Origin of the sequence: Methanosarcina thermophila TM-1, from assembly GCF_000969885.1 — an archaeon.
Taxonomy (GTDB): domain Archaea; phylum Halobacteriota; class Methanosarcinia; order Methanosarcinales; family Methanosarcinaceae; genus Methanosarcina; species Methanosarcina thermophila.
Genome location: NZ_CP009501.1, coordinates 2,231,250 through 2,253,934 on the forward strand (window position 1 = coordinate 2,231,250; position 22,685 = coordinate 2,253,934).

At 39.4% G+C, this 22,685-nt stretch carries 20 protein-coding genes; 12 read left to right on the forward strand and 8 right to left on the reverse strand.

What is annotated here, in order from left to right:
- The first annotated feature begins 227 nt into the window (after positions 1–227).
- Positions 228–1,322, forward strand: a complete 1,095-nt coding sequence (locus tag MSTHT_RS09635) for a CBS domain-containing protein (RefSeq protein ID WP_048167589.1) — start codon at positions 228–230, stop codon at positions 1,320–1,322.
- 651 nt (positions 1,323–1,973) lie between these two features.
- Positions 1,974–3,503: a TraB/GumN family protein gene (locus tag MSTHT_RS09640; RefSeq protein WP_048167590.1), complete on the forward strand. Its 1,530-nt coding sequence runs from the start codon at positions 1,974–1,976 to the stop codon at positions 3,501–3,503.
- Positions 3,504–3,566: 63 nt separating this feature from the next.
- On the opposite strand, the gene fhcD is transcribed toward MSTHT_RS09640, so the two are convergent.
- The 7 genes from fhcD to MSTHT_RS09675 form a co-directional block, all read right to left on the reverse strand.
- Positions 3,567–4,460, reverse strand: a complete 894-nt coding sequence (fhcD, locus tag MSTHT_RS09645; RefSeq protein ID WP_048168519.1) for a formylmethanofuran--tetrahydromethanopterin N-formyltransferase — start codon at positions 4,458–4,460, stop codon at positions 3,567–3,569.
- 670 nt (positions 4,461–5,130) lie between these two features.
- Entirely contained in the window at positions 5,131–5,607 is a 477-nt protein-coding gene (locus tag MSTHT_RS09650; RefSeq protein ID WP_048167591.1) for a chemotaxis protein CheD, read from the reverse strand.
- 98 nt (positions 5,608–5,705) lie between these two features.
- Complete coding sequence (locus MSTHT_RS09655; protein ID WP_048167592.1) at positions 5,706–6,377, reverse strand: chemotaxis protein CheC; 672 nt, start codon at positions 6,375–6,377, stop codon at positions 5,706–5,708.
- Positions 6,343–7,302 carry a CheR family methyltransferase gene (locus MSTHT_RS09660; RefSeq protein ID WP_048167593.1) on the reverse strand — a complete coding sequence of 320 codons (960 nt, stop codon included), beginning with the start codon at positions 7,300–7,302 and terminating at the stop codon, positions 6,343–6,345. The genes MSTHT_RS09655 and MSTHT_RS09660 overlap by 35 nt, the downstream gene beginning before the upstream one ends.
- Before the next feature lie 127 nt (positions 7,303–7,429).
- Positions 7,430–9,457, reverse strand: coding sequence for a chemotaxis protein CheA (locus MSTHT_RS09665; protein WP_048167594.1), 2,028 nt, complete (start codon positions 9,455–9,457; stop codon positions 7,430–7,432).
- 72 nt (positions 9,458–9,529) lie between these two features.
- The gene (locus MSTHT_RS09670) at positions 9,530–10,615 is read right to left on the reverse strand and encodes a protein-glutamate methylesterase/protein-glutamine glutaminase (protein WP_048167595.1); all 1,086 of its coding nucleotides are present in this window, start codon (positions 10,613–10,615) and stop codon (positions 9,530–9,532) included.
- Positions 10,616–10,931: 316 nt separating this feature from the next.
- The gene (locus MSTHT_RS09675) at positions 10,932–11,297 is read right to left on the reverse strand and encodes a response regulator (RefSeq protein WP_048167596.1); all 366 of its coding nucleotides are present in this window, start codon (positions 11,295–11,297) and stop codon (positions 10,932–10,934) included.
- 937 nt (positions 11,298–12,234) lie between these two features.
- Here MSTHT_RS09675 and MSTHT_RS09680 point away from each other — a divergent pair.
- The 4 genes from MSTHT_RS09680 to MSTHT_RS09695 all read left to right on the forward strand — a co-directional run bounded on the left by MSTHT_RS09680 (position 12,235) and on the right by MSTHT_RS09695 (position 16,067).
- On the forward strand, positions 12,235–12,609 hold the full coding sequence (locus MSTHT_RS09680) for a response regulator (protein WP_048167597.1): 375 nt from the start codon (positions 12,235–12,237) through the stop codon (positions 12,607–12,609).
- Between the two features lie 116 nt (positions 12,610–12,725).
- The gene (locus tag MSTHT_RS09685; protein ID WP_231588062.1) at positions 12,726–14,843 is read left to right on the forward strand and encodes a methyl-accepting chemotaxis protein; all 2,118 of its coding nucleotides are present in this window, start codon (positions 12,726–12,728) and stop codon (positions 14,841–14,843) included.
- Between the two features lie 66 nt (positions 14,844–14,909).
- A complete protein-coding gene (locus MSTHT_RS09690; RefSeq protein ID WP_048167598.1) occupies positions 14,910–15,422 on the forward strand; it encodes a chemotaxis protein CheW in 513 nt (170 codons plus the stop codon).
- A 24-nt stretch (positions 15,423–15,446) separates the two neighbouring features.
- Entirely contained in the window at positions 15,447–16,067 is a 621-nt protein-coding gene (locus MSTHT_RS09695) for a GntT/GntP/DsdX family permease (protein ID WP_052721872.1), read from the forward strand.
- Between the two features lie 78 nt (positions 16,068–16,145).
- Here MSTHT_RS09695 and MSTHT_RS15205 read toward each other — a convergent pair whose 3' ends face one another.
- Positions 16,146–16,310, reverse strand: coding sequence for a hypothetical protein (locus MSTHT_RS15205; protein ID WP_231588063.1), 165 nt, complete (start codon positions 16,308–16,310; stop codon positions 16,146–16,148).
- Positions 16,311–16,398: 88 nt separating this feature from the next.
- On the opposite strand from MSTHT_RS15205, the gene MSTHT_RS09700 reads away from it, so the two are divergent.
- The 6 genes from MSTHT_RS09700 to MSTHT_RS09725 all read left to right on the forward strand — a co-directional run bounded on the left by MSTHT_RS09700 (position 16,399) and on the right by MSTHT_RS09725 (position 22,666).
- Positions 16,399–16,860, forward strand: a complete 462-nt coding sequence (locus tag MSTHT_RS09700; RefSeq protein WP_048168521.1) for a metal-dependent transcriptional regulator — start codon at positions 16,399–16,401, stop codon at positions 16,858–16,860.
- 257 nt (positions 16,861–17,117) lie between these two features.
- The gene (locus MSTHT_RS09705; protein WP_048167599.1) at positions 17,118–18,107 is read left to right on the forward strand and encodes a metal ABC transporter solute-binding protein, Zn/Mn family; all 990 of its coding nucleotides are present in this window, start codon (positions 17,118–17,120) and stop codon (positions 18,105–18,107) included.
- An 89-nt stretch (positions 18,108–18,196) separates the two neighbouring features.
- Complete coding sequence (locus MSTHT_RS09710; protein WP_048167600.1) at positions 18,197–18,961, forward strand: metal ABC transporter ATP-binding protein; 765 nt, start codon at positions 18,197–18,199, stop codon at positions 18,959–18,961.
- A 36-nt stretch (positions 18,962–18,997) separates the two neighbouring features.
- Entirely contained in the window at positions 18,998–19,834 is an 837-nt protein-coding gene (locus MSTHT_RS09715) for a metal ABC transporter permease (RefSeq protein WP_048167601.1), read from the forward strand.
- Positions 19,835–20,237: 403 nt separating this feature from the next.
- On the forward strand, positions 20,238–20,693 hold the full coding sequence (locus MSTHT_RS09720; RefSeq protein ID WP_048167602.1) for a hypothetical protein: 456 nt from the start codon (positions 20,238–20,240) through the stop codon (positions 20,691–20,693).
- Between the two features lie 1,022 nt (positions 20,694–21,715).
- Positions 21,716–22,666, forward strand: coding sequence for a nuclease-related domain-containing protein (locus tag MSTHT_RS09725; protein WP_048167603.1), 951 nt, complete (start codon positions 21,716–21,718; stop codon positions 22,664–22,666).
- The last annotated feature ends 19 nt before the right edge of the window (positions 22,667–22,685 follow it).

Sequence of the window (22,685 nt, forward strand, 5' to 3'; positions counted from 1 at the left end):
TCAAGATTTATAATATATAAATTCATAACTTAATAAAGATATAATAAACAGAAACTTCTTGATATTGTTTAGCCTTAATCCATAATCAGCGCTAACTCTAATCAGTGTTATAATAGTAAAAATGGGGGTATTTATCTCGTGAAATCGCCATTGAAAATTGGAAGTGTGATAGGTATACCTATCATGCGGCACAGTTATAACAATAAAAATGGGAGGGTATTTATCTCGTGAAATCGTCATTGAAAATTGGAAGTGTGATGGGTATACCTATCATGCTGCACATAACTTTTCTTCTCATACTGCCCATATTCTCTTATGTATTTGCAATTAACCCGCAACCTTTCGGTTTTAAGGGAGTTGAGCCGGCTGTCATAAGATATTCTCTTTCAGTCCTGACCGCTATACTGCTTTTTCTTTCAATTGTTTTACATGAACTCGCCCACTCATATATGGCAATGCGCTATGGGGTTAAAATTGAGAGTATTACTCTCTTCCTGTTTGGGGGCGTATCGGCTATGGAAGAGATACCCAGGAAACCTGGGGAGGAGGCAAAGATGGCTTCTGCTGGACCTCTTACAAGTCTTGTAATAGGCTTTGCTTGCCTGTTTATTTATGGAAACCTGATCGCCCCTAACCCTGCACTTTCTCAAAACCCGGCATACCTAGTTATCTGGATTCTTGGAGTTATGAATCTTGTACTGGGGATCTTCAATCTGCTACCGGCTTTTCCAATGGACGGGGGCAGAGTGCTTCGTTCATTTTACGCAAGAAGAATGTCTTATGTGAAGGCTACCCATAGTGCAGCGACTGTAGGGAAATTTTTTGCTATTCTTATGGCAATTTTCGGGGTTCTCATAAACAATCTCTGGTTCCCTTTGATTGCACTCTTTATCTATGTCGGCGCATCTGAAGAAGAGCGAGCTACCCGTGATGAGGTAATGCTCGAAAATATTCTGGTGAGTGATATTATGACCAGAGATGTGGTTTCAGTTAGTCCTTCCATGAGCGTTGAAGATCTGGTCAAATTCATGTTTGAAAAGAAACACATGGGTTACCCTGTAATGGAGGGAGACAGCCTCAAAGGAATCGTAACATTTACCGACCTCCGTCGAGTTCCATATATTGACCGCCCAGTATCCAAGGTATCGGATATCATGAGTAGAGATGTTATCTCGGTACCTTCAAATGCACAGGCTAGTGATGCACTGAAACTGATCAAATCTAAAAACATAGGAAGGGTTATGGTTATTGATGATGGGTCGGTAGTAGGGATACTCTCAAGAACGGACCTTGTACGAGTCCTGAGACTCCGTTCAGAGTGATATCATATTAATGCTCATTAAAGAATGCTATAGGGCGTTAAAGGCTATAGTTATTAAAGACTATAATGCATAGGGCATTAAAAGCTATAATGCATAGGGCATTAAAAGCTATAATGCATAGGGCGTTAAAGGCTATAGGGCATTAGTTGATAAGGAGATTTTAATAAGGAGATTTTCATCAAAAGATATTTTTATCAAAAGATCCTACTTCCTTAAGTTATTGATAAACAAAATCTTCCGAAAATATATTTAAAATATATTGTATAGTTTATAAAGAATTATATAAAATGAGGACTATAGAAAATAGGGATAAAACCTGAAAAAAGACTTGAAGGAAAACCTTAAGGAAAATCTGAAGGAAATCTGAAAGAAAACCTTAAGGAAAATCTGAAGGAAAACCTTAAGGAAATCTGAAAGAAAAATTGAAGCGGTAAAGTATAAATCCTTCACAGATTATTTCCAGCAGTTAATTATCTGCTTATAACTAACATCTGCTTATGGCTAAGTTGTCTACAACTTGGTTATTTTATGTGAAGATAATATCTTGGTTATTTTATGTGAAGAGCTTAATTATTCATGCGATAAAATACAATCTTTTAGTGATATATTCTCATGCATCACTTTTAACTCGTCACAGCAGAGAGATTAACAATGAACAAACCTAAAATTACAAATTCTCAGGGCAGGGACCCTGAGTACAGTTTTCATAGTTCATCTCAGGAGTTAACATATTCTATGGACAAACTTATGACCGAATCCGCAGAGAACTTTATTTCTGCCGGAAAGTCTAGACTTTCTGATTCTTCAATTAACGTACCACAGGAAGACAAAATCTCTGCACCGACACCCGAAGTAGAAGCCGACGAGCTTGAAACACGGCTTGACATAAGTTCCGAATTTATTGCAGAATCCATTCCTAATTCTGCCTCTAAAGTTTCAGTTTCCTCGCCTTCCCAGTTATCAGATGGTTTTCAGGATGAATACCAGCCGTCAAAAATTGTGCTTATAGGGACAGCCCATGTCTCGGAAAAGAGTGTTGCTGAAGTCAAGGATGCTATAAGGAATCTGAAGCCCGATATTGTAGCTGTTGAGCTTTGCAGGGGAAGGTATGACGCCCTCAAGGGTAATGTGCAGGAAAAGCAGGTCCCGATAAAAGAAATTCTCACCGAAGGCAAGGTTTACTATTACATTATTCACTGGCTGCTTGCCTATGTGCAGAAAAAGATCGGTGATGACATGGGAGTAAAACCCGGAGCCGAGATGCTCTCTGCAATCGAAGAAGCTGAAGCTATCGGGGCTAAAGTTGCTTTAATTGACCGGGACATCCAGGTTACACTCCAGCGTTTCTGGGGGAAGATGAAATTTCTGGAGAAAATCAAGATGATTGGCTCCCTTCTGGGCGGTCTGATAGGGATAGGAAAAGGGACTGAGATCGATATCGATAAAATCACGGATAAGGACATTGTGACTGCCCTTGTAGATGAACTCAGGGGTTTTGCCCCAACTGCAGCTGAGGTTCTTATTGACGAAAGGGACGCATATCTTGCAGGGAGCATTCTCAGGGTTGCGGCAGGCGGAAACAAAACTGTCGTTGTAGTAATCGGAGCCGGACACAAACCCGGAGTGCTCAGGTATCTCAAGAATCCGAAAACTGTCCCTTCTCTGGATGCCCTTATGGAAATTCCAAAAAGACGCATAGGAATAGGGAAAGTTGTAGGTTTTGCTTTTGTAGGCCTTATAGTTGGATTTTTCTTACTGCTGCTGCTTTCCGGCGTTGATCTGAGTGTTCTTTTGACGGCTTTCGGGTGGTGGTTCATTATCACTGGAACCTTGAGTGCAGCTGGCACTCTGCTTGCAGGAGGGCATCCTTACTCAGTTTTAACTGCCTTTTCAGTTGCCTGGCTAACTACTCTGCACCCATTAATTGCTGCAGGCTGGTTTGCGGGCATTGTAGAAGCAAGACAGCGAAATCCTACTACCGCAGATATAAAAGCTCTGGCAGGAATAGAGACTTTTAGTGAAATGTTTAAAAACAAGTTCATGCGCGTCCTTCTTGTTGCAAGTTTTGCAAATATAGGAAGCATGACAGGGACTTTCCTTGGAGCTTATGTTATGATGCAGGTTACTGGCATTGACCCTAGAGAAATTCTCCTTGCAGGTCTCAATGCAATTGGACTTTGAAGGTCTTATAAGGCTCTAAAATTCAGTAAAGCACGGATACTAAACAAAAATAAATTATTGAGCTCAGAAGAGCTCGTGCAATTTAAACTGATATTTCCCAAGCTTTCCGCCGTAGTTTCCTGCAGAGATTCTCTTAATGCCCGGAACAGTTACAGCGGCTTTAATTCCTGCTTTCATGGCAGCTTTTATGCTTTCTTCATCAAGCCCGTTAATAACAATTTCATAAATAGCATTGACATCTGCCGGGACTTCAGTGTTTTCAATTTTATCCTTTATGGAAGGGCAGAATTTTTCGTTAGCAGTAGCCTTCAGGAATTTGTATTTGTTTGCACCGGATTTGGATCCGCTGGATACAATGCCTCCGGGGAAGGGAGTAATTGTACCTTCAAGCTCTGAGATTGCATCGACAGCGGCTTCTGCTGCGGTCAGGGCGCTCATCTGAGAGTCGCCAAAAATAAAGAAATTGCCACCTGCAATTCCATCTACAGCTCCGATATTTTCTTCATTCAGGTAATCTCCTTCCATGATGGGGATTTTATGCATTTTGCGACCTGCAATCTCAGTTACAGACTCCATACCGTCTGCAAAGAATTTGAGTTTAAAGCCGATATTAAATTGTTTTTCAGCCTCAGGAAGTCCGTTGAAAACAGCAGTTGTGGGAGCTGTTAGCACACACTGTCCAATCCTCTCAAGCAACTGTTCTTCCAGAGCTTCATATTTGAAAGTGCAGATCTGGATATAAACACCAGGCCTTCCGTCAGGGGTTTCGCTGGGACTTGCTAACCTCTCAATTCCTGCTTCTGCGGGACACATTATAACAGATGTTGCAAAACCTGTAGCTTCAGTAGCTGCCACAAGAGCCCAGCGCTTTGTAGCTGCTGTTATTAGTATCCTTGCAATCTTGATAGGAAACGCTTCTGCATATGTATCTTCGATTTCTACTCCATTAATTTCCATAAAGATTCCTTCTTTGTCTATCATTGTTATTTGAAGTCGCTTTGTTAATAGTCAGGTTTAGATTTTCCCTGTTTCTCAGTCTTCTATAAGCTTTCAGAACTTTCCTGATACCTTACAGAATAACATAATATATCGTTTACTCAAAATGTCACTGAAAGCTTTGGAGTTTCACTGAAAGCCTTAGGGTGTTACTGTGATCTTCTGAGTGCTACTGGGAGCATTGAAGTTTCACTGGAAGCTTTAGAGTGTCACTGAAAGCCTTAGAGGTGTTACTGAAAGCTTCAAAGTGCTTCAGGAGCATTAGTTTCACTGAAAGCCTTGGAGTGTTACTAAAACACTACTTAACTTCAGACTTAGCCTTAGACATACGTTTACGTTTAAAGTTTTATGCTAATTTATTTACTTTGGTTTTATTAGTGGGGCTAACAATGTCAGCTATAATATTTATACCAAATATATAATTTTTCAAAGAAAAGATAGAAAATAAGGTGGCTTTACTTAATTAGATACAAAATAACTCTCATTCTCTCAATAACTCTCATTCTCTCAATAACTCTCATTCTCTCAATAACTCTCAATCTCTCAATAACTCTCAATCTCTCAATCTCTCAAGATAACTTCAATGATAATCAAACACGTAAAATTATACACAAGTAAAATTATTAATCTCTCAAATTATCCAGTCTCCTCTTAAAATTGTTCTTACGAGGAGATCACCAGTGGAGGTATCAAGAGTTACTGAGCGCCCGTAATTTTTCCCGGTATCCTCAGCTACAATTGGTATCTCAAGTTTTTCCAGGGTATTTCTGGCACATTCTATATTCCTTTCGCCTATGTTCATGTTCCCATTCTCAAACATGTGCGCTCCTCCAACAAGTTTTGCTTCGAGCTTTTTTCTGGAAGAGCCCTTTTTTACTATCTCAGTTACGAGATATTCTATCCCGGAATCCGTATATCTCAGGGGGTTATCCTTTATCCGTGCCTGATTTATACTAGGGAGCATCGCATGGAGAAGCCCACCTCTTCTCTCCTGCTTATCATATATTGTTACACCTACACATGAGCCCACGGAGGTCTTAATTTTCATCGGACTTCTGGCTAATGCACAGGCTCCTATTCCCACTATAATTATGCCCGAGTCAGTCAACCTTAGAAAGCCTCCTGATTGCGAAATCTCCCTAGTAAACGTCTTCTGGTTAGAAGTAGTCTTATAGCTAGGAGCGATTTCTCCGGTTAATCAGATTTCTAATGAGGTATTTCGTTGATTCGTTTTAACAGGCGGTCCAGGGAAGCAGGATCAAAAAGAGTTAAAACATAACCGCAAATTTCTTTTTCTTTTATCAGAAACTCTGTATCGAGCAAGAGGGAAAAGTCCGTCTTGTAACTCATCTCCGTAAGCACAGAATTGAGGATAGAGCTGGACATATCATATACTGTATAAGGGGCTGAAACCAGAATTGTGAGATCAAGAAACTTTGAGAGTGCAGTTACGTAAGTTCCTGCCACGATATGGCTAACTTCTTCTATTAAAGACCTGCTCATGGTATCAATCAGATCTGTTCCTTTTTCTATTAAAGGCCTGTTCATAGCATTAATCAGATCTATTTCTTTTTCTTCATCTAAAAATATTAAAGCAAGGTTCTTTACGCTTTTTTCAGGGAAAAAGACCAGAATATACCCTGCCAGATCTTTTTCAATATGCATTAATGACCCCAAAATCGGGAACTCAGAAATGCTGGTTATTTTCGGTATATTTTCGATTAAATCTAATTTCGCGCTCAAAACTCTTGTCTGAACCAGGCTATTTGTTAGCTTATAGAGGGAAGTCGCTGAATTTCCGATTCCGATGTTTCCAAGCTCTTTCAAAGCCCCATACTCGTATTCACTTAAATTCCTTAGATTCCCGATCTCTTCCATAAATATCCCTTGAGATTTCTTTTACATACAGGCGCTCTCTTGTATTATAAGGTTTAAATAGACTGGATGCGGCTCCAATCAGTGTTTCCGACTTCCCTATTATAAAAAATCCTCCTTTTTCAAGAGCTTGATAGAAATTAAGCTGCAATTTTTCCTGGATCTCTTTTTTAAAATAAATCATTACATTTCGGCAGACAATAATGTCAAAACGATCAATTTTTGCACCTGAAATGAGATCATGATGTTTAAAACGTGTTATGTTTTTCAGCTCGTCTATTACCTGATATGTATCTCCCTGCTTCACAAAATAGCGTTCTTTTGTGCTGAGATCAAGATTTTTAAGTGAATTCTCGCAGTAAATGCCTTTCCTGGCTTTTTCCAGGCTTTTGGCATCAATATCTGTACCTATAATTCTTATTTTATATTTATCGAAATCGCTTCTCATTACCCTATGCAGCAGAATAGCAAGGGAATAGGCTTCTTCTCCTCCAGCACAGCCAGCACTCCAGATGCGGATTGATCGGATCAATGACCCTGATCTGTTTTTAACAATAGGAGGAATGACCTCTTTTTCAATTATACTGAAGGTCTCTGGGTTTCGGAAAAATTCACTTACATTTACAGTAAGGGTGTCAACAAGAAATTTATATTCCTGAGGGTCTCTTTTTAAAAGTTTCAGGTAAGCTCCATAACTCTCGGAGTTAGTGGCTCGAATGCGTACATTAATCCTGCGTTTGAAATGAGCTTCTTTATAATGCTCACAGTTAAAGCCGGTGTTTCCAGTAATAATTTTCTTTAATAGCTCAAAGCCCGGATCTATCTCTTGGATTCGACTGATTTCCTGGATTCGACAGGACTTTGTTTCTCTGTTTATCTCTTTGTTTGTTTCATTCTCACTTGCTTTTCTAACCGAATAATTACCCATCTCTTCACCGGCAGTTCGTTTATCCAGACACTTTAACCTGATCTTAGTCTTGTACTATATTTGTCATTATGCAGAATTTAATTTTTTTCGAAAATTTAATCTGTCTCGCTTATTCCAAATGAGGGAGTTAGCACCAACTATCAAAATTTGATATCAAGGCATTAACATCAATTATCAAAATAACGTTTCCGTCGCCCAGAATCGTCGCTCCTGCAAATCCCCTGGTGTTCTCAAGGAGCTTGCTTTTGAAACTCTTAACTATTACTTCCTGTTTTCCAAGCAGTTCATCAACAATTAACCCAATATGTTGCCCATGCCTCTCAACCAGAATTACAAAGTTATTATTCTTATTTTTATCTTCATCAGGCAGCTGAAATACTCTTCTTAACCTCAGAAGCGGAATAATTTTATCATCTATTAAAATTACCTCCTGCCCGTTGATATGCTTAATTTCCTGCGAGCTGATTTCTATATTTTTTACTATATTTGTAAAAGGAATTGCATATCTTTCCTCTCTCACTCTTATCAGCATAGCCTGATAAACTGCAATGGTTAAAGGCAGCCTCAATTCGAATCTGGAGCCAATGCCGGGCTTTGACTCGACTCTTACTGATCCTCCAAGGCACTCAACTCTGTTTTTTACAACATCCATTCCGATTCCCCTTCCAGAGATATCGGTAATTGTGCCAGAGGTACTGAATCCCGGAGCAAAGATAAACTGCATTACCTCATTTTCCTGAAGTTGTTCCGCACTTTCTCTTGATATGATTCCTTTTTTCAATGCAGCTCTCAGGATTTCGCTGGTATCTATTCCGCGTCCATCATCCTCGATTTTTATAAGAGCAAAATTTTCCTGTCTTGAAGCTGTAATGATTATAGTGCCGGTCTCTCTTTTCCCAAGCTCAGCACGTATTTCAGGAGTCTCGATGCCGTGATCAACTGCATTTCTTAGCAGGTGCACCAGAGAATCTCCGATTTCTTCAAGAATAGTCCTATCAAGTTTGATTTCCTTCCCTTTGATTATAAGATCAATTTTTTTATTCTGGGCTCGTGCAAGATCCCTTACCATCCTGGGATAGATATAGGTAATGTGATCCAGGGGTACCATTCTTGCTTCGATAATCTCATCTTGCAACTCTTTCGTCAGATTATAAAATTCTGAAAGTGCAATCTCAAGATCTTTTGATCTCATGTTGATTGTAAGCTCATTTATTCTGCTACGATTAATTATGAGCTCACCCACAAGATTCATCAATTTATCAAGCTGCTCGGTGCTGATTCTTGAGCTCTGGATAGTTTTTACTTTAAAATCAGATTTTGGAGAAATAGAATTATTTTCCTTTTTTTCTGCCTGATGAGTTCTTTTTTCAGTCTCGTAACCTTTTTCAGTTTCGTAACTTTTTTCAGTCTCGTAAATTTCTTCTTTAATACTGTAAGATTTCTTTTCAGTTTCCTCAGTACTTCTTTCAATTTGATGAACAGCTTCTGAAATTCTTTCAGTCAATGCCGCTTCTTCAATACTTGATAAGTTCTGATTTTTATTGCTCTGCTCTTCCAAAAATAAGGATCCTTCTTCATCTAAAGACTTATCTTCATTTAAGTATCGTTCATCTAAAGACTCATCCTCATTTAAAGACTGTTCATCTTCATCTAAAGACTCATCCTCATTTAAAGACCGGTTGTCTTCATCTAAAGGTTTATCTTTATCTTTTTGAAGTGGAGCTTTTTTGAGAGGCTGATTAACATTTCTTAAAGTTCTCAGCAACTCGTCAATATCAGAATAAGATTTGTATTCATTGCCTGTGTCTTTTTCTATCTTTCCAGAGCTGTTTTCATTCTCATCAAGGGCATTTTCAACAAGCTTCTCAAGAGTGTCCACACATATCAGAAGAACATCAATCAGAGAAGAATCAAGTATAAGCTGCTGTGTGCGCAGCTTATCTATCAGGCTTTCCATTTCATGTGTTAATTTGACAATCTGTTTGAAACCCATTGTTGCAGCCATACCTTTGAATGTATGAGCTGCACGAAATAGTGTATTCATCTGTTCTGAATTATCAGAATCTTTCTCAAGTGCGAGCAGGGAATCGCTCATTTCTTTAATGTATTTTTCAGATTCTGCCCTGAAAATATCCATATATATTGACATGTCCATAATTTTTCCCTGCTCTGGTTCCACAAGTTACTTTATTTTTTTATAAAAGTTACTTGTTATTCTTATAAAAAGTTAGCTTATCATTTTTATAATCTTTTCAGCCATTTTGTTCAGAGGAAGCACAAAATCTGCAAGATTTCGCTTCACAATCTCTTTTGGCATTCCGTAAATTACACATGAACTCTCTGCCTCAGCAATTATTTTTCCTCCCATTTTTTTAACTTCCTCAGCTCCATCCGCTCCATCGCAGCTCATTCCTGTCAGAACGAGGGAAACCACTCTGGAACCATAAATCGGGGCAATAGACCTGAAAAGGGCATTTACTGACGGTCTTGAGCCCAGCTCTTTCGGGCCAGATGAAAGATGCACGATTTCTCTTTTTCGACCGTTTACGGTTCTCTGTACGATTTCCATATGATAATTTCCAGGGGCTACAAGGACAGTCCCTTCTTCTACCCTGTCCCCCTCCTGTGCTTCTTTTACCCTGAGGGCTGTTTTTAAACTAAGTCTTTTACAAAGAGATGTCGTAAAACCTGGAGGCATATGTTGTACTACCAGGATTGCGGCAGGAATGTCGGCAGGAAATGCACTTATGAGCTTCTCCAGGGCTCTTGGACCTCCAGTGGATGCGCCTATTGCAAGCACGTTTCTCACGAAAACATTTTCTCTCTGGGGTCTGCTCTTTTCTGTTTTTTCTCTCATTCCATTTATTTCCGGCTCTACCAGTTCTTGATTTCGCATGCATTTCAGATTTTCAAGATTGGCTTTTGCAGCTGCCCGGACTTTTCTACAAATTTCTTCTGCTATGTCTGGCATGCTCTGACTGAGAATTCCTTCAGGTTTCTGGATTACATCCACTGCGCCGTATTCAAAAGCTGTAAGCGTAATTTCTTTAGCTCTCTCCCCAAGGGCTGAGACTATCACAACAGGAGTCGGACACTCTTTCATAATTCGCGCAAGAGTTTTGAGACCATCAAGGACAGGCATAACATTGTCTAGAAGAACAACATCAGGCTTCAATTTATCAATCTTTTCAAGTCCGTCCTTTCCATTAACTGCTGTTCCTATGACCTCGATATTTGGGTCTCTACTGAGAATATCGGAAAGAAGCTTGCGAATTAAAGCAGAATCATCTACTATGAGTGCGCGGATAGTCATCTCAAGCACTTTTTGTTAAATGTGGAGTTATGTAGAGTTCAATTTTTAATACTCTGACCAACAATAGTTAAGTTAAAATAATAATGATTTAATCAAAAGCAACTGGATTTGATAAGTTAATTTTCTATTTGTAAATTAGATTTATTTGATAAATCAGATTTATACTTGATAAATTAGATTTATCTAGAGCTTCACTTTTATCTAGAGCTTCACTTAACGAAGTTTGATTTAAAGACAACCAGATTTAACTCGATTTAACAGCACTCTGATTTAACTCGATTTAACAGTAGCCTGACTTAACGGGCTTCAAACCTATCTAATTTGGTTCAGCGATTTTCCGAATTACATCCAGCATTCCATTAGGCTCAAAAGGCTTTACAATAAAACCCATAGCACCTATCTTCATTGATTCGGTTATGAGCGCCTGTTGTCCAAGGGAGGAGCACATTACTATCTTTGCTTCCGGGTCCACAGTAAGAAGCTTTTGCAGTGCCTCTCTTCCATCCATATCTGGCATAATTATATCCATTAACACAATATCGGGCTTTACTTCGAGATATGTCTGAATAGCCTCTTCCCCGTCACCTACCTCAGCAACCACTTCATGTCCATGCATAAGAAGGATATCTCTAATTATCATTCGCATAAATTCGGCATCATCCACGATCATAACTCTGGCCATGCATTTCCCTTCTTTCGTTCTTGAACAAGCAACAATATCGGAAATTTTTACACTCTTATTTTTGAGCGTTCCGACACCTTATTTACCACGTGTGCCGAATTTCGCTTCTTGCCTGCGTATTCTTCAAACCAATCTATGAATCAAAACACCTCAGTTAAAAAGCTACTCACGGTTAACAAACGTAACCGGCGCAAATCCTCCTGTTAAGGCAAATCTATTCCAATTGTTAGAAAAATATATGCGAGACATGCTATATTAAACTTTTTTAATTATCTTTTCCAAATTATTAAGTTAAAAATTTATTAAGAAGATTCAAGAAATAGCATGTTAACATTGCGTTCATAAAATTTGTAGACTGTATTCTAGACTGTATTTAATTTTTCAGTTTAATCTTGATTTGATCTCTAGAGTTAAATAAAAATATTAATAACATTCACCTTAAAAAGTAAGAATACTACCATACTTGTTTTTAACCTGGTTTTGCCTTGATTTTAAACCCTTTTCTAAAATAATAACGCCAAAAATGATACCACAGTTTAAATAAGTTATTTTTATCGCTGTTTATATATTGAAAATATGACTCTAAAGTTAGCAAATAAATTTATATTCTCTCAAATTTCATATATGACCAATAAACTGAGAAATTATTCTGATATAATTTACAGGTCTAGATATACTCGCTGAAAATATAAATGAGAAATTTCATTTCATATTTTCCTGTATCAGATCTTTCAGAAAAGGTTCGTTATTCGACGCTCCATTAGAAATCCCATTACATGGAAGCTTGCTTACAAGGTTTCTCTTGTAAAAATCGTGCTTATAAAATTCCCTTCACAAAAACATTATTTATAGAAATCTTAACGAAGACCATACGTATGAGAAATTCTCTATAGAGATCCTTTACAAAATCTTCAAGTCCCCCTAGGAGTAGATTCCAGTGCCCAAAATCCTGATTGTTGAAGATAATTTACTCAATCTGACGGTTGAAGCCAACTTACTTAAATCTTTTGGGTATGAACCGAAAAAGGCTAAAAATGGATTTGAAGCTCTTGAGATTCTCAATAAAGCGAAAATTGATCTAATATTGCTTGATATGGAACTCCCTAAAATGAATGGTCTTGAGCTGCTTCAAAGAATCAAACATAATCCTGAAACCCGAAGCGTTAGGGTAGTTGCAGTTACAGGTCATTCAGACTCCGAAAGTAGAGAGAAGTTTCTTAAGGCTGGATGTCATGCTGTTGTCGCCAAACCCATAAATTTTGGCGATTTTGGCTCGCAGGTCGAAAAATTTCTTACAAGTTCAGAACCCTGATAACTAAAGATTAAACATAAACATGGAGTTGCAGTCTCAAAAACAAAATATTAATAATTAAGGTAAAAACCTTCAGCGGGTGGTGCTGCCAGCGTAATAGCTCAATTGCAGGTAGAATGGGTATAGAGGCAGAGAAGCTGGAGGTACGGGTGAGGGTGAAAAAGATGTATAAAACCACAAAAATAGGGCATGTAGTTATAGGTTTTGCTCTTCTTCTGATTTTGATTTTTTTTGTTGGGTACACAGGCTATCAGGGTATGAGCGATGTTGAGAAAAAGAGCCGAGCCATTCAAAACATGACCTTTATCATGAATAACATGCAGGGAGCCCTGGGAGCTCAGGAATATTATGTTATTCATGGTGACCCTCATTATAAGAACGAGACTTATAGACGTCTTGATCTTGTACCCACACAGGCAGCTATATCCAAGGAAATATATCTGGGCTATCTTGACCCTGCTAATCAGGAACGGATGGATGCCGTTCTGGAGACGTCGAAGAAATTTAGAGAAAATTTTGACAGTTATGTTGCAGCAGAGAATGAAGAGACTGCTCTGAGGACCGATATTGTCTCAAATGGCGAGCTTATTCTGCAGAAAGCGGATGAGATCTATCAGGACCAGATGCTTCAATATGAACAGTATCAGGAGAACGATTCATCGAGTGAGATTCTCCAGCAAAAATTGTCCAATGCTCAGGAAGCCCAGAAAGTCAGCATACTTGCAATGAGAGCTCAAAATGAATATCAGAGCTATATAATTACTTCCGAAAATGAGCATGCGGAAAACTTCGATCGGCTTATGGAAGATATAATTGAAGTCACCGGGGACTTGAAAGAGCAGATGGTGGAACCTGAAGATGTTGAGCGTGGAGATTCAATAATTGCCAGTGCCAGAGAAATCCAGACTGCATTTGATCGCCTGAAAGTTCTTAAAGAAAGAAAGGCTGCTGAGATGCAGAATATGGCACTCATAGCTGCGGAGGTTGAAGGAATTGCTCAGGAGGCCAGTGCTGACCAGAAAGCGAGACTTGATACTCTGATAACAGATTCTATGAATAAAATCTTCCTGGTTACTTTTCTTTCAATACTTATCGGTGCCTTACTTGTTTTTGTAATTCTGAATGTCTACAGGAAACCTATTTACGAATTACTTGAAGCAGCCGAAAGGATCTCTGAGGGAGACCTCAATGTTCAGATAAAAGGGAATTCCAGGAGTGAAATCTCTCAACTATCAGAGGCTTTTAAATCAATGGTTGAGAGCCTTCAAAGTCTGATCAAAGGAATTCAGGAAAGTTCAATTCATCTCTCCACACTTTCGGAGGAGATGTCTGCCTCTTCTGAAGAAGTAGCGTCGGCGTCAAGAAAAATTTCTGACACCGCAGCTGAGATCTCAAACGGGGCAGAAATACAGAGTGCAAAGATAGTGGATATAACTCATGCAATGCGGGACATGACCCATAATATCCAGGAAATTGCGGACAACACTCAGAAAGTTTCTAAAAATACAAATCTTGTTAATAATACTGTAAATAATATTGGAGATGCTTCAAGAGAAATCCTGTCAAAAATGGATCTTATTCGCTCCTCCGTTGATGAGACCCAGAATGTGATAATGGATCTGGACTCTAAATCTCAGCAGATCTATGAGATTGTAACTCTTATTACCCGAATTGCGGACCAGACAAATATGCTTGCACTGAATGCTGCAATTGAGGCTGCCCGAGCTGGCGAACACGGCCGAGGTTTCTCTGTTGTGGCTGATGAGGTCCGAAAACTTGCTGATGAATCTGGCCGCGCAGCGAATAGTATTTCCAAACTGATCGACGAAATAAGAAGCAGCATCAGCGAAACCGTTGAAAGCATAGAAGCCAGCAAGAAAGATGTGCAGATCGGCTCACAATCCGTTAGCAATGCAGTTGAAATGGTTGCGGGGATTGTTTCTACAATCAATGAAATCACAAATATGATAGAGGACATTGCAGCCGCTACAGAGGAGCAGTCCGCATCCATTGAAGAGATCACTTCCACCCTGGAAGATATTTCCTCAATCTCGGAGCAGTCAGCCGCAGGGACCCAGGAAACTGCTGCAGCTCTTGAGGAACAGAGTGCTTCAATGTCAGAACTTGCCAATATGGCAAGCGACCTTTCTTTGCTTGGAGAAAAGATGAGAAAAGCTACGGAGAAATTCAAGCTTGGTGACTCAAAAGAAGGTTCAGAAAGTACAGTGGGTTAAAATTCGGAATTAGAAGGTTCGGAAAGCACAGTAGATAAAAATTCGGAATCAGTTTGAGGAATGCAAATGTTTGAAGAGACATTAGAAGAGAATTCAAAGCTCCAGGAAGAAAGTCTCCATTTAGTAACCTTTGAGCTCTCAGGCGAAGAGTTCGGAGTAGATATCATGCAGGTCTCTGAAGTTATTCCTGTCCCGAGAATCACCCGCATTCCTCAGGCTCCTGAATGCGTAAAAGGACTCATTAACCTGCGGGGAAAAATTCTCGTGGTGATAGATCTTAATAAGCGGCTTGGCTTTCAGCCAAAAGATACCGACAGCTTGTCCAGAATTCTCATAGTGGAAGTCAAAGATACCGTCACTGGAATGCTTGTAAATTCTGTAAAGGAAGTTATGCACCTGCCTCTCTCTTCAATTGAACCGCCCCCTGAGATAATCAAATCGAAAATCAATTCAGAATATCTAACCGGTGTCGGAAAAGTGGGGGACAGGCTTCTTATTATTCTGAATCTTGCGAAAGTACTTGGAGAAGAAGAAATTGAAGAACTTAATGAACTGTCCTCTGCTAAAGAAAATATTTAAAAATTCATGGGCAAATTTTAAAACATGCATCCTGTGATTATATTTTTTCTCGCCCTTTTCTTAATTCTGCTTCTTACAGCTAGATTCAGGTTGCACCCTTTTCTTAGCCTTATTCTTGTATCTGTGTTTACGGGCATTCTTGCAGGAGAACCCCTGAGTACGGTTGAAGCGATAACCAAAGGGTTAGGCAGTGTTTTTTCCCGTTTTGCTATCATTATTACATGTGGAAGTGTCATCGGAATTCTGCTGCAGAGCACGGGAGGAATGTCCTTAATAGCTTCTGATATTATACGTTTTTCCAGAAATCCTCTGCTTGCTCTGAATCTCTTTGGTTTTCTTTTTTCTGTGCCCCTGATGTGTTACATTCTTGCCTATGTTATCTTTATTCCAATAACTAAAGAGTTGGCTGCCAGACTTGATGACCCCCTTATTTCCACTGCAACTGCACTTGCACTTGGGGCTGTTGCCTCGTTTAACCTGGTCTACCCATCACCTGTAGTAATTTCGGCAGCGGGGGAACTCTCAGCAGCATTGACAGGCTTTTTATCCTGGGACTTCTTGTTGCAGTTCCGGTTTCCATTGCAGGTTACCTTTATGCCAGATGGCTTGGAGAAACTGAACTCAAAAGCATTTCTAATAGAGTAAATGAAAAAAGAGCTGAAATTCTGAAAAAAATATGAAAGTTTATAAGAGTACTGCTGAAAAACCCCGGCGGCTTGAGGCTTACGCTCCTATCTTTTTCCCTTTAATCTTTATTTTCTTTAATACAGGTTTTGAACATTCGTACCCTATGCTTGAGTTTCTGGGAGATCCAAACATTGCGCTTCTTACAGGAGTTATCCTCTCCATTTTTTCCGGGAGGAGGCTCGACTCTTTTTGTATTTTCATATCCTTTTTATTTTTGCTAAAGCACAACTATAAGTTCATAATTTGGCATGTGGCAAACAATAAATACCGGTTTTTTGTATTTCTTTATATGAACGATCAAAGCTATCCTGAATTTACAGGTCTTGAACTCTCCCCAAGAAAGGTAGATTATCTCAAGTTCATTCTTGAAAAAGGAGGTACTGTAAAAACTACAGAAATATCCTCTGGTCTGCAGGTTGACCCTTCAACTACAAGCAAAACCTTAAACGAGCTTGCAAGTGCAGGCTACCTGAATCACGTCCCCTACAAGGGTGTAGACCTGACTGAAATGGGAAAAGCATATACCCAATTTCTTGTCCGAAGACACAGGATTCTCAGTCTTCTTTTAACCCACTACGGGCTTTCTTCGAAGGAGGCATGTGATGAGGTCTCACGCTTTGAAGCTTTTGTCTCCAGGGACGCCGTAAATAAAATCTGCAACTCAATGGGTCATCCGATGTTTGGAGTATGTGGAGAAATAAGTCATGAAAAGTGCCTGCATGAAGAAAATCATCATTCAGTGCCGAAATAAATGAAGTATAGATGGAATACTAACATAAAATAAATCCCTATTAATAAATTTATAGAGATAAATTTGGGCTTGTACCAAATAAGTTTTCTGATAACTCAAAAGTTTGGGGTATGTCCAAATTTGAATATTACAGGCTCTGGATGTAAATAAATTCTGGATTCCAGGTTTATTTTTTTCTGACATCGGTCTTTATTCCATCCAGAAATGAGTTAGTCAGCCAGGAAAGAAGTGAGAATGAAGAAAGCGTGATCTCAAGCATGAATCTGAAAATTCTACCTTTATTGATGCTCTTGACTGTAGGTTTGAGCCTTTTTGCCAGCGGTTGCATGAGTCCAGGCGATTCCCAGGTAAATGGAAGTACAGGACAGGCAGTAGAAAAAGCAGAAACAGGTGAGCCTATAATTGTAGCTGTAAGTGTACTTCCTCAAGCCGAATTTGTAGAAAAAGTGGGTGGAGATAAAGTAAAAACCATTGTCGTCATTCCTCCGGGAGCAGATCCTCACACTTATGAGCCTTCTCCAAGAGAACTGAGGGAAGTAAGCAAAGCTCGTATGTATGTAACGGTCGGAACTGGAATGCCCTTTGAGGAGGTCTGGATCAGGAGGTTTGAAAGCGCCAGCAGTGAGACTCTTATTGTAAACACTTCTAGCGGAATTGAGCTGAAGGAGCTTGCTGCCCACGGTGAAGAAGAGACGAAAGGAAGACCTCCAGGCGAGCTTGAAGGACATGAGGGCGAATCTGTGACTGATGCACATAAAGAGGAGCTTGATCCCCATATCTGGACGTCTCCTGCAAATGCAAAAATAATGGTTGAAAATATTTACGAGGGGCTTGTGACACTCGACCCTGAGAACAAAGAATACTATGCCCAGAACAGGGATGCTTACCTTAAGGAACTTGATGCCCTGGATGCCAGAATCCGGGAAAAACTCGAGGGAAAAAAAGGAAGGAATTTCATGGTTTTTCATCCATCCTGGGGATATTTTGCAGCAGAGTACGGGCTTACAATGATTACTATTGAAACTGAGGGAAAAGAACCGAGCGCTCAGGACATGGCGAAAATTGTGGACATTGCAAAAGAAAAACAGGTTAGGGTGATCTTTGTCCAGCCTCAATTCAGCACACGGAGTGCGCAGGCTGTAGCCGAAGAGATAGATGGTGAGGTTATAGCTGTAGACCCGCTTGCAAAGGATTACATTAAAAACATGGATAGGGTGTCCGATGTTTTTGCCCGAAACCTTGTGTGAAGCCAATAACGTCTGTATTCGAGTTTCATTAGCTAAATACCAGAAGAACATAATCCAATTATATAAAAACGATCTCGGAAGGAAAGGCGATGGAGAAGGTCATAGAACTGAAAGATGTCTGGGTTCGCTATGGAAATCAGACAATTCTTGAGGGAATAAATCTGGAGCTTAAAGAGCCCAACGGACTGCTTGGAATAATCGGACCCAATGGGGGAGGAAAGACCACATTTCTCAAAGTGCTCCTGGGGCTCTTGAAGCCTTACAGGGGTAGTGTGAAGCTCTTTGGGAAACCTCCCGAGAAGAGCAGGGAGCTTGTAGGCTATGTCCCTCAATATAAAGGGTTTGACTTTGATTTTCCTATCAGCGTCTGGGAAGTTGTGCTTACGGGGAGGATGAGCCATACGGGTCTTTTGAAAAATTATAGGGAAGAAGACAGAAAAGCTGCTGAAGATGCCCTGAAGACGGTAGAGATGTTTGAGTATAGAGACAGGCAGATAGGGCAACTCTCTGGTGGGCAGCGGCAAAGGGTCTTCATTGCACGGGCTCTTGCTACAAACCCCAAACTCCTGCTTCTGGATGAACCCAATTCTGGGCTTGACCCTCATATGCAGGATGAACTTTACCGCCTGCTGGATAGGCTCAAACATAAGATGGCGATTATCATGGTTACTCACGATTTAAGTGCTGTTTCGGTTTATGTTGATAAAATAGCTTGCTTAAACCGCAAACTCCATTACCATAACTCTAAGGAAATCCCGATTGAAGACCTTGAAGCCACTTATCAGTGCCCTGTTGAACTAATTGCCCATGGTATGCCTCACAGAGTGCTGAGTAACCACGAGGGAAATCCCTGAAGGTCAAGCTGGTCGAAAAACAAGGGAGAAAAAAAGATGTTTGAGCTTCTGCAATACAGTTTTATCCAGAATGCCCTTGCAGCTGCAGTTCTTGCAAGCATAGCCTGCGGGATTATTGGGGTCTATGTTGTCGTCAAAAAAATAGTCTTCATTAGTGGTGGAATAGCCCATGCTTCCTTTGGGGGCATCGGGCTGGGTTATTATCTTGGAGTCAACCCCATGTACGGGGTCCTTCCCTTCAGCTTGATTTCAGCTCTTATAATGGGAACCGTAAGCAAGAGATCTAAAATTCCGGAAGACAGCGCTATAGGTATACTCTGGTCGCTTGGAATGGCACTTGGTATAATTTTCGTCTATATGACCCCTGGCTATGCCCCTGATCTTATGACCTATCTTTTTGGAAACATTTTGACAGTACCCCGCTCTGACCTTTACTTTATGCTGGCTCTTGATATCCTGATAGTATGTGCAGTTTATCTGTTTTATAAGGAGTTCCTTGCCCTCTCTTTTGATGAAGAATTCACAACTGTGCAGGGGCTTCCTACAGAGAAGCTTTATCTTTTCCTGCTCTGTATTATTGCCTTGACAGTCGTAGTTCTTATTAAAGTCGTAGGAATTATTCTTGTGATCGCGCTTCTTACCATTCCTGCTACCCTTAGTCGAAGATTCACTCATAACTTGAAGCAAATGATGCTGATTTCCATACTCTTCGGAACTGTGATCAGCGTTACTGGAATAGGCCTTTCGTATGCTCTGGATGTCCCATCTGGTGCAACGATTATTCTCGTACTGAGTCTTATATACGGACTTACAGCTTTTGGGATGGAGATACTTGAGAATAGAAGAAGCTCAGGGGGTTTAGAGAGATCCTGAGCCTCTGTTCTGATAGATAATGTGAAAATTTTAGCGAAATCGAGAACCAATTCTCTTTCAATTATATTTATGGCGTCTTATTAAGACAAAATTTTATATATGGTGAGATGTAAGAGCCTAATCGTTTAATAGATTTCATTTTACAGAATCCCAGGAATAAATCTCTCAGCTGGATTCGAAAAGAAAAACGGAATCTGTAGCATCTAACCCATGTGCGTAAAACCGCTTCGAGTGGGGGAGCGACGGATACGCTGGCAAGTAAACATACTGGATTTATCTAGAGCCACCCTATGCAGATCCAGTAAATGTATCTAAAAGCCACCCCAGACAAGTGAACAAACCCGTTATTAAGACAGCAACCACCAGATTATTTAGAAACAGAACGCCACATCAGGGTGATAAAATGGATCGTGATACAACCCGGGATCAAAATATTAAAAAAAACGAATCCTTTGACGGAGAATACCTCGGCCTTCCGGATATCCCCCTTCCGGAAACTGATAATGTGCTGTATTCAATCCTCAACTCTTTAAACCAGAATATTGCAGATTTTCACACCTTTGTGAAATTTAACCCCTATCTGTCAGAGGATCATCTGAACGTTGAACTGCTTAAAAGAAGCATGGGCATCCACAGGGACTTTACAGCCCTATTTCTGCACACCAAAGAGGAAATGATATTAACCTACCCTGAATTTGTAGAAAAAATAGAAAAACTATTGTTTAAGGGAAATGTAGGTACCGACTGCATAAAATATACCCACAAATTATGTGCATCAATAAGTGACTATAAAATTGCCCTACACAGAGAAGGTTATTTGCCTGATCTGAGAAGACCGTTACCGTTAGTTGATCTGTAATCTTCCGGTAAAAGCCAGATATCGTCAGCTGATATGGATCATCCGATAAAAGCTGGACATCGTCAGCTGATATATGATCATTTGGTAAAAGCCAGACCAGTTGATATTATGATCATCCGGTAACTTCCTTTTTTTCTATAAGTCATTCTTTTATGATTTAGAGGTTTAAACGTATATATTTTTAAAAATGTTGTAAAAGTTGTAAAAAGACCTGGGATTATTAATCGTAACAACCAAATGTGTTTTCAAGCCTAATTTCTTACGCGGAAGAAAATTTTCTTTATTGTTTATCCCTGAACTTCTAATATATTTTACGGTACTTCCAGAACCTTATATTTAATTTTCAGTACATCCGTAGGTTTATATTACTCAAAGATATCTGGAGTGCAAGGCATCTGTGAAAAAAACGGTGTCTTTGAAAAACGGCACGCGAAAAACGGATTTATTAAAAAACGGTTTACGAAAAACGGTACAAAAAACGGCATTTGAAACAGATGCCTATTCATATTTGATACGAATCTATTCTTATTTATCCTAACCTTTATTATTTTTTCTTATTTGTCTTATTTTTTACCGTTATTTTTCTAACTTTGTCTTAATTTTTACCGTTATTTTTTCCTAATTTACCTCAAAATTTTTCTCATTCTCCATTCTATATTTCTCACTTTGAGGTTTAATATATTCAAGTTTTGAATTTAGGTTTACCTTTAATCTGCATATAGAGCGCCTCTACACAATAGCTTATTGGCAATAAAAATTGCACAGGTTAATGTTTTTTCAGCTTAAGATCCACAGGATCGCTTATCAAGAAGCTCGGGTTTAAGAACACAATTTAAATGTATAGACAGTCTAATTTTAAAATATTCTCTGCAGATACTTAAGGTGGGATTTAAATCGTTCAAGTCTTCGGGTGTTCGGGCGCTGAAAAAAGTTTAATCAAAATTGCCAGAGAACTGGGTTTTCAGTTTGAATGCCTTGATGATATATCCAGAGAGGAAAGATATCTTAAAAACCAGTACAGGTTGAGATATTCGGCTGAATGTGATAAAATTGAAACTGAAATAAAAGAACTGGAAACCGAAATAGGTAATCTTGAAAGAGAGATAGAATCAAGGTCGCTCGAAATTAAGAACAATATTAGTCAGAGGATAAAGGATCTCGAGAGTGAGATTTATGAGCTCGAGAATATCAGATTTAGCCTGAGTTCCCTATTTTCGTACTTAAGAGCTAAATTAGCCTTATATAATAAGACAAGGCTCATTCAGGATTTGAGGCTCAATCCTCAAAAAGAGATCAATAAATTGCTTCGAGAAGAATACTCTGAGTTCCAAGACTTGAATAACAGATATGCCTATTTAAAAAGTAACAAGAATGAAGAGATAGAAAGGTGGCTACAGCCTCTCTCTGAGAACCTTGAGAGGATAAACAAAATCAAAAGTACCAATGAATATAAAGGTGCAATTGGAGAGCTTGAGGTAATCAAAAACCTTGAAAATTTATCTGAGAGTTATTTCTTACTTAATGATTTATTTCTGGAGCTTGATGAGTACATAACTTTTCAGGGCTCGAAACTAAAATCAGCCCAGATAGATCATCTGGTTGTGGGTCCAACAGGAGTTTATGTCATTGAGGTAAAGAACTGGAGTTATGAATATGTCCAGAAAGTATTCAGAGAGAACTCCTATACACCTTACGATCAAATTCAAAGAAGCAGTTACCTTACTTACAGATATCTGAATAATCTTAAATACGGGAATATGTTTCAAAAAATTTATTTCCGACTTGCAAAAGACGAGATAGAGGTAAAGTCAATAATAGCTGTCACTGGTGCAGACATTCCCTATATAAAAGAAAAACATACGGCTGTAGTGCGTTCAAACGAGTTAAGTGACTACATAAAAAGAGGCTATCAGATTCTTTCTCCTGATGAAGCCCGTGAGATTGCCGAAAAACTAAGCTATCGAGTTCTGTAATTCCTTAACTGAAAGCGAA

Bases quoted from the DNA above. Each gene is read 5' to 3' on its own strand.
- MSTHT_RS09695 (WP_052721872.1), top strand. From the start codon at position 15,447: ATGCATCCTGTGATTATATTTTTTCTCGCCCTTTTCTTAATTCTGCTT.
- MSTHT_RS09655 (WP_048167592.1), bottom strand. From the start codon at position 6,377: ATGGAAGAGATCGGGAATCTAAGGAATTTAAGTGAATACGAGTATGGG.
- MSTHT_RS09675 (WP_048167596.1), bottom strand. From the start codon at position 11,297: ATGGCCAGAGTTATGATCGTGGATGATGCCGAATTTATGCGAATGATA.
- MSTHT_RS09710 (WP_048167600.1), top strand. From the start codon at position 18,197: ATGGAGAAGGTCATAGAACTGAAAGATGTCTGGGTTCGCTATGGAAAT.
- MSTHT_RS15205 (WP_231588063.1), bottom strand. From the start codon at position 16,310: ATGAAAATACAAAAAGAGTCGAGCCTCCTCCCGGAAAAAATGGAGAGG.
- MSTHT_RS09660 (WP_048167593.1), bottom strand. From the start codon at position 7,302: ATGGGTAATTATTCGGTTAGAAAAGCAAGTGAGAATGAAACAAACAAA.
- MSTHT_RS09670 (WP_048167595.1), bottom strand. From the start codon at position 10,615: ATGACTATCCGCGCACTCATAGTAGATGATTCTGCTTTAATTCGCAAG.
- MSTHT_RS09690 (WP_048167598.1), top strand. From the start codon at position 14,910: ATGTTTGAAGAGACATTAGAAGAGAATTCAAAGCTCCAGGAAGAAAGT.
- fhcD (WP_048168519.1), bottom strand. From the start codon at position 4,460: ATGGAAATTAATGGAGTAGAAATCGAAGATACATATGCAGAAGCGTTT.
- MSTHT_RS09705 (WP_048167599.1), top strand. From the start codon at position 17,118: ATGAATCTGAAAATTCTACCTTTATTGATGCTCTTGACTGTAGGTTTG.
- MSTHT_RS09700 (WP_048168521.1), top strand. From the start codon at position 16,399: ATGAACGATCAAAGCTATCCTGAATTTACAGGTCTTGAACTCTCCCCA.
- MSTHT_RS09685 (WP_231588062.1), top strand. From the start codon at position 12,726: ATGGGTATAGAGGCAGAGAAGCTGGAGGTACGGGTGAGGGTGAAAAAG.
- MSTHT_RS09640 (WP_048167590.1), top strand. From the start codon at position 1,974: ATGAACAAACCTAAAATTACAAATTCTCAGGGCAGGGACCCTGAGTAC.
- MSTHT_RS09665 (WP_048167594.1), bottom strand. From the start codon at position 9,457: ATGGACATGTCAATATATATGGATATTTTCAGGGCAGAATCTGAAAAA.
- MSTHT_RS09715 (WP_048167601.1), top strand. From the start codon at position 18,998: ATGTTTGAGCTTCTGCAATACAGTTTTATCCAGAATGCCCTTGCAGCT.
- MSTHT_RS09720 (WP_048167602.1), top strand. From the start codon at position 20,238: ATGGATCGTGATACAACCCGGGATCAAAATATTAAAAAAAACGAATCC.